The 12740-nt window shown below is 54.2% G+C and carries 10 protein-coding genes and 1 rRNA gene; 6 read left to right on the top strand and 5 right to left on the bottom strand.

Annotated elements, in window-relative coordinates; all coding sequences use genetic code 11:
* Both ACUVOF_RS21390 and lldD read right to left on the bottom strand, forming a co-directional pair.
* Positions 1–110 (bottom strand): 16S ribosomal RNA (locus ACUVOF_RS21390); the annotation flags it as partial.
* A gap of 522 nt (positions 111–632) precedes the next feature.
* The gene (lldD, locus tag ACUVOF_RS21395) at positions 633–1784 is read right to left on the bottom strand and encodes an FMN-dependent L-lactate dehydrogenase LldD (protein WP_447046246.1); all 1152 of its coding nucleotides are present in this window, start codon (positions 1782–1784) and stop codon (positions 633–635) included.
* 263 nt (positions 1785–2047) lie between these two features.
* Here lldD and ACUVOF_RS21400 point away from each other — a divergent pair, with 263 nt between their 5' ends.
* Genes ACUVOF_RS21400 through ACUVOF_RS21410 form a run of 3 tightly spaced genes read left to right on the top strand, consistent with a single transcriptional unit; the run spans position 2048 to position 6112 of the window.
* Positions 2048–2821, top strand: coding sequence for a GntR family transcriptional regulator (locus ACUVOF_RS21400; RefSeq protein WP_447046247.1), 774 nt, complete (start codon positions 2048–2050; stop codon positions 2819–2821).
* Positions 2818–4737, top strand: coding sequence for a sensor histidine kinase (locus ACUVOF_RS21405; RefSeq protein ID WP_447046248.1), 1920 nt, complete (start codon positions 2818–2820; stop codon positions 4735–4737). Before ACUVOF_RS21400 ends, ACUVOF_RS21405 begins: the two co-directional genes overlap by 4 nt.
* Entirely contained in the window at positions 4730–6112 is a 1383-nt protein-coding gene (locus ACUVOF_RS21410; protein ID WP_447046249.1) for a sigma-54-dependent transcriptional regulator, read from the top strand. Before ACUVOF_RS21405 ends, ACUVOF_RS21410 begins: the two co-directional genes overlap by 8 nt.
* Here ACUVOF_RS21410 and ACUVOF_RS21415 read toward each other — a convergent pair.
* From ACUVOF_RS21415 to ACUVOF_RS21425, 3 genes are all read right to left on the bottom strand, one after another.
* Positions 6088–6759: a metal-dependent hydrolase gene (locus tag ACUVOF_RS21415; RefSeq protein WP_447046250.1), complete on the bottom strand. Its 672-nt coding sequence runs from the start codon at positions 6757–6759 to the stop codon at positions 6088–6090. The two genes, ACUVOF_RS21410 and ACUVOF_RS21415, sit on opposite strands and share 25 nt — an antisense overlap.
* A 104-nt stretch (positions 6760–6863) precedes the next feature.
* Positions 6864–7409, bottom strand: a complete 546-nt coding sequence (locus ACUVOF_RS21420) for a gamma carbonic anhydrase family protein (protein ID WP_447046251.1) — start codon at positions 7407–7409, stop codon at positions 6864–6866.
* Positions 7410–7470: 61 nt separating this feature from the next.
* Positions 7471–8811, bottom strand: a complete 1341-nt coding sequence (locus tag ACUVOF_RS21425; protein ID WP_447046252.1) for a sodium-dependent transporter — start codon at positions 8809–8811, stop codon at positions 7471–7473.
* A gap of 204 nt (positions 8812–9015) precedes the next feature.
* Here ACUVOF_RS21425 and prlC point away from each other — a divergent pair, with 204 nt between their 5' ends.
* The 3 genes from prlC (at position 9016) to ACUVOF_RS21440 (ending at position 12684) form a co-directional block, all read left to right on the top strand.
* A complete protein-coding gene (gene prlC / locus ACUVOF_RS21430) occupies positions 9016–11064 on the top strand; it encodes an oligopeptidase A (protein ID WP_447046253.1) in 2049 nt (682 codons plus the stop codon).
* Positions 11065–11125: 61 nt separating this feature from the next.
* Positions 11126–11377 (top strand): YheV family putative zinc ribbon protein, encoded by a 252-nt coding sequence (locus ACUVOF_RS21435; RefSeq protein ID WP_113271241.1) that lies wholly within the window; start codon positions 11126–11128, stop codon positions 11375–11377.
* 314 nt (positions 11378–11691) lie between these two features.
* A complete protein-coding gene (locus tag ACUVOF_RS21440; protein ID WP_447046254.1) occupies positions 11692–12684 on the top strand; it encodes a TAXI family TRAP transporter solute-binding subunit in 993 nt (330 codons plus the stop codon).
* The last annotated feature ends 56 nt before the right edge of the window (positions 12685–12740 follow it).

A 12740-nucleotide genomic window follows, 5' to 3' on the forward strand; every position in this document is an offset into this window, starting at 1 on the left:
TCACCCGTCCGCCGCTCGTCAGCATCCCGAAGGACCTGTTACCGCTCGACTTGCATGTGTTAGGCCTGCCGCCAGCGTTCAATCTGAGCCATGATCAAACTCTTCAGTTTAAAATCATTGTGATCCTTACTTGCTCATCTAAGGACTAGCCGAAGACAGCAAAAGCGGATCAAACTTGGCTCAAGGTTCAAACGAATTCACTGTGATACCAACATCACAACGTTACTTAAAAGCAACGATATGAAGAGTATCGCTGTGTTCGCCTGCCTTGATATTTGGTGATTTGTCACCAACATCAGCAAGCGCCCACATGAATTACCTGATCAAATTGTTAAAGAGCTGTTTCGCTGCTTGGTTACTGTGAAAGCTACCCGGCTGGCCGTTGACTTGGCTGGCCTCAGCGAGGAAGGCGTATTCTACGCATTTCCTGATGGTTGTCAATCTGCAATTTTCGTTATCGATACAACCCTGACACGAAATCGCTAACTCTTTGACAAACCAAGGCTTTTACACCTTATGCACCGCTGGTAACGCTTGGCGTTCCCGGCAGCGGATGCGTACTTTACGGATTCACGGCCGGGTTGGCAAGGGCTTTTGTAGATTGGTTTTATTAAAAACCCTAACAAAGCGAATTAGAGGTGAGGTATCGAATTGGGCACCAGCGAGTCAGTTCCGAGATCGGCGATGCTACGTGCTCCGGTGAGCGTCATTGCCACCCGCATTTCCTTTTCGAATAGCTCAAGCAAATGAGTAACACCGGCCTCCCCGGCAGTAGCAAGTGCATAGATAAACGCACGCCCAAGCAATACAGTATCGGCCCCCATAGCGATCATCCGTACGACATCAAGCCCGCTGCGTATACCAGAGTCGGCCAGTATAGCGATATCACCTTTAACCGCATCGGCAATGGCAGGCATAGCCCGTGCCGTAGAAAGAACCCCATCGAGCTGGCGTCCGCCATGATTGGAAACCACGATACCGTCCGCACCAAAGCGAACGGCGTCACGGGCATCTTCAGGGTCAAGTATCCCCTTGATGATCATCGGGCCATCCCAGAAGTCCCGAATCCACTCCAGGTCTTTCCAAGAGATAGCCGGATCGAAGTTATCACCCAGCCAGGCAATATAGTCTTCCAGTTCTGTTGGCTTACCGCGGTAATCAGACACGTTACCCAGATCATGGGGGCGACCATTAACACCTACATCCCAAGCCCAAAAAGGGTGCATTGCAGCCTGGGCCATGCGCCGAATCGGCCCGTACTTTCCACTCATGCCGGAATGAGCATCGCGATAGCGCGCCCCCGGTACCGGCATATCAACGGTGAAAACCAGCGTTTTGACACCCGCAGCTTTGGCTTTTTCCAGAGCATGCTTCATGAAGCCCCGGTCTTTCAGTACATAGAGCTGAAACCAGATAGGTCGATCAACGGCCGAGGCAACTTCATCGATTGGACATACCGATACCGTCGAAAGCGTGAAGGGTATGCCTTTCTTGGCAGCAGCCCGCGCCGCTTGCACCTCACCGCGCCTGGCATACATACCTGCCAACCCTACCGGCGCCAGGGCAATCGGCATGGCAAGGGTTTCACCGAATAACTTGGTTTCAAGCGATAGCGATGACATGTCTTTGAGCACGCGCTGACGCAACGCAATACCGGCCAGGTCCTCAACGTTGCTTCGCAAGGTATGTTCGGTATAAGAGCCGCCATCCGCGTAATGAAACAGGAAGGGCGGTATGCGGCGCTTGGCAGCCTTGCGGTAGTCAGTGGATGCAGAAATGATCATGGCGAGCCCTATGCAATGGATGCGCTATATACTGGCGCCCAAATAAGAATTGGTTTTACCAATTGACAAAAAATAAGATCAACATTATTGCGCCGCCATGAGAGTGTCAAACGTTGATGCGGCTTTATATCGCCTAATAGCGCTATACTTTAGTAAAATCTCTATTCGTAAAACTGGCAGTGTTACACCTCACCCTTCACTCCCTTGAGCTAAAGCACCAAAGCTCTTAATATTGGTCTTACCAATTAAAGGAGCTAACCAAGATGAGCTACCCACCGCTCCGCCAGCAGCGTTTGGCAGATGTTATCACTGAGCGCCTAGAAGCCATGATGTTGGAAGGTAGCCTGAAGCCAGGACAGCGCCTACCTCCCGAACGTGAATTAGCCGAACGCTTTGGCGTCTCGCGCCCTTCTTTACGTGAAGCCATACAAAAATTAGCTGCTCGCGGTTTATTGACCAGTCGCCAGGGGGGCGGCACCTTTGTAAATGATGATCTCAGCAATGGCTATACCGACCCATTACTGGAAATGCTTTCCCGTCATGATGAGTTCAACCTAGATTTACTCGAATTCCGCGATGCTATGGAAGGAATCTCTGCCTATTACGCTGCGCTGCGGTCAACCCCTGCCGACAAGGCCATTCTGATCCAGCGCTTTGAAGAACTCGACGGCGGGTTTGCAGGTGCCGACCCTATCCAAGAAGCGAAGCTTGATGCGGCATTCCACCTCGCCATTGCCGAGGCCGCCCATAATGTCCTGCTGCTGCATACTATTCGTGGCATTTTTCACTTGTTAGAGAAAAGTATTGTCAATAACTTGGCCCATTTGTTTGCCAAGGAAGGCTCGCGCAGCCAGTTAATGCAACAACACCGTGCCCTGCTCAATGCCATCTTAGAAGGTCGCGCTGAGGACGCCCGTGCTCGCGCCCATGAACACCTTGTGTTTGTTGAAGAAGGGCTACTTGAGATGGCCAGAGCTGAGACGCGCGCCCAACGTGCGCTTCGCCGCGCCCAAGGCACTAGCAAGACATCAGCATGAACAGCGCTGGCATGAGTAACCATGCACCTCCTCCTTTGCCACCGCACTGGCGGCGTCTGTGGCTGCTGATTATTTCACTCGGCTTGCTGTTGTGCATGTGGCAGGCCGCCCAGCTGGCGCGGGAACAAGCACTTTCCAACTTACAGGACGATGCCGAGAATGAGTTGCGGCTGTCTGCCGCCAACTTAAACGGCTATTTACTGCGCTACGACTACCTTCCGCAAATGCTTGCCACTCGGGAAGGCGTGCAGCGCTTTTTGGCCTCTCCCGATAGCCAAGACCCGATGCCGCTCAATATGTTACTGGATCGTTTCCGCTTTACAGCGGGGGTTTCAGACGTTTATTTACTCAATCGCGATGGCGACACGATCGCCGCCAGCAATTGGCACCGCCCTAACACCTTTATTGGCCAGAACTATGCTTTCCGCTCTTACTACACTGACGCTATTGCCGGAGGCCAGGGGCGTTTTTTTGGTTTGGGCATCAAATCCCTTGAACGGGGCTACTACTTTTCATCGCCCGTATGGCTAGACGACACCTCGCCCGATGCGCAGCCAGACGGCGTGCTAGTGGTTAAAGTGCTGTTAGATGACGTTGAAGAGAGCTGGGCAGAGCAGGATGCCGAACTCTTTGTCACTGATAGTGACGACATCATTTTCATGGCCAGCCACCCCGAGCTACGCATGAATGCACTCTACCCACTCACCGATGAGCAGCGCCAAGTCCTAAGAGAAACCCGCCGCTATGCCATGGAGCCGTTGTCCCCCTCGGGTATTGAAGTCAATGCGCCTTACCGACAGGGAAGCCAGTTGGTCAGTTTCCCCCAGGGTCCACTGAGCAACAGCGACTATCTTAGCTTGACCCGACATATTCCTGAGTTTGGCTGGCAAATGCATATCTTAAAGCCGCTAACACCGGTGATTAGCGCTCAGTGGATCGCCGCCCTCATGGCGGGCGGTCTCTACGGCATGGTCGCTCTCGTTGCGGGCATTGGCTGGCAGCGTCTAAGACTGCGCCGGGAGCGAGAGGCATTTGCCGATCGCGAGCGTAACACCTTGGCCCGCGTCCGCGATGAATTAGAGGTTAGCGTAGAACGCCGCACCCGAGATTTGGTGGCCAGCAACCAGCGCCTTTCTGATGAAATTGAAGAGCGCCGCCGAGCCGAAGCCAATCTACGGCAAACCCAAGACGAGCTTATTCAAGCAGCAAAGCTTGCCGTACTAGGACAACTCGCCGCGGGTATCAATCATGAACTCAATCAGCCGTTAGCGGCTATTCGCGCTTACGCGGAGAACGCTCGCCGCTTTATGGCATTAGCACGCCACGAAAAAGCAGATGCTAACCTTGAACAAATTGTTGAGCTAACAGAGCGCATGGCAGATATCAGCGCCCAGCTGCGTCAGTTCTCGCGTAAAAGCAGCGAGCGTCAGGAGACTATTTCAGTACAAGCCTGTATCGATTACGCCTTACGTCTGTTTCAGAGCCGCATACGCGAAGGCAATATTACTATTATTCAGAATTGGCCCGATGAAACGTTATGGGTAAAAGGCGACTTGGTCCGCCTGGAACAGGTCTTGGTTAATTTAATCGGCAATGCACTACAGGCTATGAAAGCGGTGCCAGCACCACAACTAACACTCGGCGCCCATACACACCAACACCAGGTCATTATTAGCGTTACAGATAATGGTCCCGGTATTCCTGAAGAGCACTTGGGGCATATTTTTGAACCTTTCTTTACCACCAAAGCGCCGGGGAGTGGCTTAGGCCTGGGACTCTCCATTTCTTCACGTATCATGGACGACTTAGGCGGAAAGCTGCAGGCTGCCAATCAAGCCGGTGGGGGAGCCTGCTTCACCATTACGCTACCTCACTCAACATTTACTCAAGCCCAGGAGCACTCCCACTATGCATGAGCCGTCGACGCTGCCGGTCATGGTGATCGACGACGAACCGCATCTGCGGATCACCGCCAGCCAAACGCTCGAACTTGCCGGTTATACGCCCTACTGCTTTGAATCGGCGGAACAAGCCCTGGCGGCATTAACTCCCAACTTCCCAGGGGTGATCGTTAGTGATATTCGCATGCCGGGGATGGATGGCATGTCGTTACTGCATGAGTTACACAACCGCGACGCTACCTTGCCGATTATTTTAATCACCGGACATGGCGATATTTCTACCGCGGTAGAAGCGATGCGGGCCGGCGCCTGGGACTTTCTTGAGAAGCCCTTTGCCGGTGATCAGCTACTGGATGTGGTGCGCCGTGGTATTGAAAAGCGTCAGCTCAGCTTGGAAAACCACCGCCTTAAAGCCGAACTAGAAGTACAACAAGCCGCGTTAGGTCCCAGATTGGTTGGCCGCACACCCATCATTTCTCGACTAGCCGCCATGATCCAGCGCATCAGCCAAGTAGAAGCCGACGTACTGCTGTTTGGCGAGACAGGTACCGGCAAAGATTTGGTAGCCCGCGCTATCCACGAGCGTAGCGTTCGGCGCAACAGCCCATTTATGGCGATCAACTGCGGCGCTGTACCTGAGAACACCATTGAGTCCGAGCTATTTGGCCACGAAAAAGGTGCCTTCACCGGTGCCGTAGAGCGGCGCATTGGGAAGTTTGAACACGCTAACGGCGGCACGGTGTTTTTGGATGAAATTGAATCAATGCCCATGGCGTTACAAGTCAAACTGCTGCGGGTACTACAAGAGCGCAGTGTGGAACGGCTTGGCGCCAATGAAACCGTTCCGCTCGATATTCGCGTGATTGCGGCCACCAAGGTGGATCTCAAGGCAGCCTCCGAAGAGGGAAATTTCCGCGAGGACCTTTACTACCGCCTGAACGTGGTCACCCTGCCGCTGCCCGCCCTGCGCGAGCGGCGCGAGGATATCCCTTTACTGTTTCAACACTTTGCCGTCGTCGCTGCCAACCGCAGCGGGCTGGAAGCTCCTACTCTCGATAGTCCTGCGATTGCCGCCCTGCTAGCCCATGATTGGCCCGGTAACGTACGTGAGCTACGTAACCTAGCCGAGCGCTACGTACTACTCGGCGCTGCCTTTGACTATCGCCTGGATGCACTGCTGGAAGGGGCCAACGCTGACACCGAAGAACCCACGCTGCCGCGCCAAGTTGAGCTGTTCGAAAAGAGCCTAATTAGCCAATCGCTAGCGCGTTACCACGGCCGGGTAACCGACGTTTGTCGTCACCTAGGCATTCCGCGCAAAACCTTTTACGACAAGCTTAAAAAGCACGGGCTCAATGCCGACGACTATCGCCACAGTAGCGAACCTTGATGTAGCAACTCACCCAACACTGACCAAGGCGGCGCCCAGGGAATTAACGTTAACGTCACAATCAGCATCAACAGATTGGACATAGGCCGCCGGCTATCGCCTAACTTGAGCGCCGTTCCGAACGAGCGCTTTAGTCGGGCGCCTTCAAGATCAACACTATAGACCTCATCCAAACTCAAGTGGATAACAAACCCTACCAACGTAGCTGCACCGTGAGACCACGCCGACCACGCGGGCTGGTCGAGCAAGTTAAAACTTAACGCGGCGGTGAGTAGGCTACATAGCCCGCCTGCTAGAAGGGAGTGCCAAATACCGCGATGAACGGTAAAACGCGAAAATAGCAAGCTGGCCAAATAGCGCACACAGAAGTAGATCCCACCGCAGGCAATCAATAGCGCACCCGGCGTCAACCATGGTTGGAGCACCAGTGCGCCCAGCACTAATGCAGGCACTGAAAGTAAGTTAAAAATCAAACGGATTGAGTGAGACCGATCGGCATCAATATCGGGTAAAATGCCCCCGAACGTCACGAGCGCAATCATCATTACCGCTTGGGAAGGCGGCCACCATTGCGCTTTCCAGCCTGCGTAAGCTACCAGCATGCCGCCCGCCGCTGCCACCGTAATATGCGTGCGAAAATTAGCCATGACACGGCACCCCAGAAAACTGGATAAATTAACAGATTTCTGGCGGCCGCGACATGACTTATTAGGGGAAAAATTTGGCTGAGCAGTTGCTTAGAAAAAGGACGTTAACGGGGTGTTTCTGCCAAAAAGCGGTCTTTTAACTTAACGTAGTTGCCTGCAGTATAAGGAAAGAAAGCGCGCTCTTTATCTTTAAGCGGGCGCAGCGCTTTGGCCGGATTGCCTGCATAAACGTAGCCACTTTCCAGATGCTTGCCCGGCGTCACCACTGCGCCTGCGGCAATAATAACCTCGTCATCCACCACCGCGCCATCCATTACAATCGCCCCCATCCCGACAAGGATTCGACTTCCCAGCGTACAGCCATGCAAAATCGCTTTATGGCCGATGGTCACGTCTTCGCCAATGGTGAGCGGAAAACCCTCGGGGCTAAAATCACTGGCGTGGGTAATATGTAGCACACTGCCATCCTGCACGCTGGTCCGGGCACCGATGCGGATACGGTGCATATCGCCACGGATAACGGCCGTTGGCCACACGGAGCAGTCATCACCAAGCACCACATCGCCGATAACCACACAGGCCGGATCAATATAAACGCGCTCGCCCAGTTGGGGCTCCATACCTTGATAGCGCCTTAACGCACTGCTCATAATCGCTCCTAGGGTTCTGATGGACAGTTCTAATCGGCAGCTAAGAAATTTAATTCACGCATTATAGCAACCCGGCCAGTAGAACAATAAAGGTAAGCGGAATCGACACCCAGCGGGTGATATTACGCCACACCAAGTAGCCGCTTTCACCAATGCCTAACGCGCTCACCACTCTATCGCGAGGCATTACCCAAGCCGCAAAAATAGCTATCAATAGGCCGCCCAAAGGCAGGAAAACATCCGGCGGTATACTGCTGACAAGCTCGAAGACATTGCGTCCAAATAGAGGCCGAAACTCCGCCAGGGTTGAAAAAGAGAAGGCCGATAACAGCCCAATCAGCCAGACGCTAATAGCCACAATCGCTGTCGATACACTACGGCGCAGCCCCAAGCCCTGCAGCGTGGCGACCATCGGCTCTGCGAGGTTAATGGCCGATGTCCAGGTAGCCAGTAACAGCAGTAAAAAGAACACGCTTAGCCATACCGAGCCCCCCGGCAGCTCAGAAAAGGCGATGGGCAAGGTAACAAACATCAAGCCTGGGCCGTCGGCAGGGTCCATCCCCTGGGCAAATACCACCGAGAAAATAGCGATCCCAGCCAATAGCGCCACACTGATATCGAGCACCGCAACCGCTACCGCCGCTTTGGGCAGGCTCTGCTCTTCCGGCATATAAGCGCCATACGCCATCAATGCACAGGCCCCAACCGCCAACGTAAAGAATGCATGGCCCATCGCATGTACCACCACGGAGGGCGTCAATGCCTCGAAAGAGGGCAGAAACAGCCACGCCAGCGCCGTACCAAAGCCATCGGTGGTCGCGGCATAGCCCGCCAGTAGCAGCAATAGCAGGTATAACAGTGGCATCAGCAGGTTGTTCAACCGCTCCAGACCCTTGGCAACGCCCGCCGCTACAACGGTCATGGTCATAAAGAGAAACAGCGAGTGATTAAAGATCAGCAGCCCTGGGTTGGCTAAAAACGCTTCAAAGCCAGCGCCGATCTCAGCGGCGCTCGCGCCATTGAAGTTGCCGTTGACAGAAGCCACTAGAAACTCAATCGACCAGCCGGACACCACCGAATAGAACGACAAGATACAGAACACGGTGAACGCCCCGAAAAGCCCCAGCCAGCGCCAGTGAGGCGAAGCGTCCGCCTCGGCCGCCAAGGTCCCCAGCGCCTGCATCGGCCCGCGCCGGCCAGCACGCCCAATCAATATCTCCGCCATCATCACCGGAATACCCAGTAGCAGTACAAACGCCACGTAAATCAGCAAAAAGGCCGCACCACCGTTCTCCCCAGCCACATAAGGGAAGCGCCAGATGTTGCCTAACCCCACCGCAGCACCTGTTACCGCCAAGATAAAGGCCCGTTTCGACCCCCAGCGCTCCAGCGTCTCGCTCATCACATGCTCCTGCCATTGGTGGCATTAAAAGGCGGCAAGACTAGCAGGCGCTTGCGTGCAGGCCAAACCCTGAGTGCAAACCGAGTAGACAACCTAGCATTGAAGCGGGTATTGAAACACGGCCCCACCGCCCGCACTGTGTCATTATTGTCGCGTGTTTTGCGCTCACTATGGTTTTTAAAAACGATACCAATCGAGGTGCCCATGTCCTCCAATCCGCTGCTTGAAACGCACGAGCTGCCCCCCTTTGCTGAGATTCGCGCCGAGCACGTGGAGCCCGCCGTGGAAACGCTGCTGAGCGAAAGTCGTGAAGCCATTGATCGCCTCGCCGCACAGGCAGCCGTCACCCCACCAAACTGGGACAATTTTGCGGTGCCGCTTGAAGCTGTTAATGACCGGCTGACGAAAGCCTGGTCACCGGTGTCACACCTTAACGGCACCATGAACTCGCCTGAGCTGCGCGAGGCGTACCAGGCATGTCTTGAGAAGCTATCCGCCTTTGGCACTTGGGTAGGCCAGCACGAAGGGCTGTTTCATGGCTGGCAGGCGCTGAAAGAAGGCCCGGCTTGGGAAGACTTAGATGCTGCCCAACGACGAACCGTAGAAAATGCCCTACGCGATTTTCGACTAGCCGGTGTGGATCTTCCCGCTGATAAGAAAGCCCGTTACGGCGAGATTCAGTCACGCCTTTCACTGCTGTCTAACCAGTTCTCTAATAATGTGCTGGATGCTACTCAAGCATGGCACAAAGATATCGATAGCCCAGAGGCGTTAGCAGGCGTGCCGAAAAGCGCCCTCGACACATTAAAAGCCACCGCTGAAGCCAAGGGCGCAGCGGGCTACCGTATTACCTTGGATTTCCCCAGCTTTTTCCCGGTGGTTAGCTATGCCGACAACCGGGAACTACGCCGCGAGGTATATACCGCCTTTGTTACCCGCGCATCAGATCAAGGGCCAGACGCAGGCAAATTCGATAACGCCGCCATCATGGAAGAGATATTGGCGCTACGCAGCGAAATTGCCCAGTTACTCGGTTTTGCGACCTATGCTGATTATTCGCTGACCACCAAAATGGCGGAATCCCCCGAGCAGGTGCTCGACTTTCTCAACGACTTAGCCCGCCGGGCACTGCCCCAGGCTAAAGAGGAATTTGCCGAGCTAAGTGACTACGCCCAAAACGAACTTGGCCTGGAAACGTTAGAGCCCTGGGATGTTGCCTATGCCAGTGAAAAGCTGCGCGAAGCGCGCCATGCGATCTCGCAAGAGCAGCTTCGCCCCTATTTTCCGGCCCCACGTGTGGTCGACGGCCTGTTCCAGGTAGTTGAACGCCTTTACGGTGTGCGTTTCGAAGAAGATACCGAAGCGCCCCGCTATCACCCTGACGTCCGCTATTTCCGTATCACTGAAAATGGCCAGCCGATTGCCGGTTTTTACCTGGATCTCTACGCCCGTGAAGGCAAGCGCGGTGGTGCTTGGATGGCTGATTGCCGGGTACGCCGCCAAACGGAACAAGGCCTTCAATTGCCGGTCGCTTTTCTGACGTGCAATTTCACTGCCCCGGTAGGTGGCCGCCCTGCGCTGCTCACCCATGATGAGGTGACTACCCTGTTCCACGAGTTTGGTCACGGCCTTCACCATATGCTGACCAAGCAGCATATTGCCGATATCTCCGGCATTAATGGCGTTGCCTGGGATGCTGTCGAGTTGCCCAGCCAGTTTATGGAAAACTATTGCTGGGAGCGCGAAGGGCTAGACCTGCTCGCCAAACACGTGGATAGCGGTGAACCGCTGCCCGCAGAGCTACTAGAGCGCCTGCAAGCGGCTAAGAATTTTCAGTCCGCCATGGGTATGATGCGCCAAGTCGAGTTTTCGCTGTTTGATCTGCGTTTGCACCATGAGCTCAGCGCCCCCAGCGCCAGCGACGTGCAAGCATTACTCGATGAGGTACGTGAGGCGGTATCCGTACTGCCTAAAGTATCTTTCAACAGATTCCAGAATAGCTTTGGTCATGTGTTTGCTGGTGGCTATGCTGCTGGTTACTACAGCTACAAGTGGGCGGAAGTTCTTTCGGCAGATGCCTGGAGCGCTTTTGAAGAAACCGGCATCTTCGATCCGGAAACGGGGCAACGCTTCCGCCGCGAAATCCTCGAACAGGGCGGCGCACGTGATGCGGCTGAGCTGTTTATCGCCTTTCGTGGCCGTGAGCCTAGCGTTGAGCCATTACTACGCCACTGCGGCATCCGTGCCGCTTGATGCTTTTTTGATACGCTTTTCCCATGCGCGGCGCCAAGCCGCCGCGCGCTAGGAGCTTGTTATGTCAACGGTTAAACGTTTTATTGCGGGCGTTACCTGCCCCCGCTGTGCAGAAATGGATCGAATCCGCGCCTGGGAACAAAACGGTATTCGCTACCGAGAATGTGTCAGTTGCGATTTTTTTGAGCAACTGCCCATTGAAGAAGACGCGCTCACAGAAATGACCACTCGCGTTAATCAGGTGCGCGATGACCAGAAGCAGCAGGATGTACAACCTGTGCGCATTCTGGACCCAGGCAAACCTTCTCGCTAATCCCTCCCTATCAAAGGTAGGCCTGCATAATCGGCGCGGGCCTGAAACCGATCATTTCCAAACAGCTCAATATGTGTGCGGTTATCCACACACCCAAAACCCACAGTCGTGCGAACAACCGGACATAATGGCGAAAATCACGCTCCACTAAAGTCGAACATAAAATCAATAAGGCATTGTTTTTAAAAACATAAAATCTAAATGGCACAACTATCGCTGTTATAACTCCTGCATTGTCTGATTAATCCGTTCGACTAGCGGTATTGATCGGAACCATCAGACTATAACCCCAATAACAGCTAGGAACTTTCGCCATGCGCAAACAAATACCTAAAACCTTTACTCTTCTCGCCAGCAGCGCCCTGCTAGTGGCGGCGGCTAGCAGTGCCCAGGCTCAAGAAGACCGTTCCGATTGGCCCGATAACTTTACCGTTGGTACCGCAAGCCAGGGCGGCACTTACTTCGTTTACGGCTCAGGCTGGGCGAATTTCATTGCTGATGAGCTGGGTGTATCCGGCGGCGGTGAAGTTACCGGCGGCCCCACTCAAAACTTGGCATTGGTACACACAGGCGACATGGCATTTGGCTTAACCACCATGGGCCCCGCTTCTGATGCCGTTAAAGGCGAAAGCCCGTTAGCTCCTGGCATGCAGATGGATAATGTATGCGCTATGTTCCCCATGTACGAAACGCCGTTCTCCATTACCGCACTTTCTGACAGCGGCATTGAGTCCATTTCCGACATTCCTGATGGCGCACGTATCGGTTTTGGCCCAGCTGCCTCAACGTCTGACACCTACTTCCCAGCCATTTTAGAAACCTTAGGCGTGGACTTTGAGCGTCGCAATGGCGGCTGGTCAGACCTCGGTGGTCAATTGCAGGATGGCCTGCTCGACGTTGTCGCCTTCGCTGCCGGCATCCCGATCCCTGCGGTTAGCCAGTTGGAAGTGCAGACGGATGTGAACATCATTGAGTTCACAGAAGAAGAAATGGAAACCGTGCTGGAAAACTTCCCCGTTGCTGAGTTCATGATTCCGGCCAGCACTTATGAAACGTTAGAAGAAGACGCGCGCGCCGTTTCCATGTGGAACTTTGCGATTGCAGGCTGTGATCTACCGGAAGACTTTGTTTACGAAGTAACCAAAGCCACCATGGAAAATAATGACCGGATGCAGTCCGTTCATCGCAGTGCGGCCACCACAATCCCGGAAAACATCAAGCACAACACCGTTCTGCCGTTTCACCCTGGTGCTGCACGCTGGTACGAAGAGAACGGCTATGACATTGCTGATGACATGATTAACTAAGCAACTTTTATTGCCTTAACTGCCCCGCTTCCGGTTCTGCCGGGCGGGGCAGCTTT

This window comes from Vreelandella sp. H-I2, assembly GCF_052959335.1.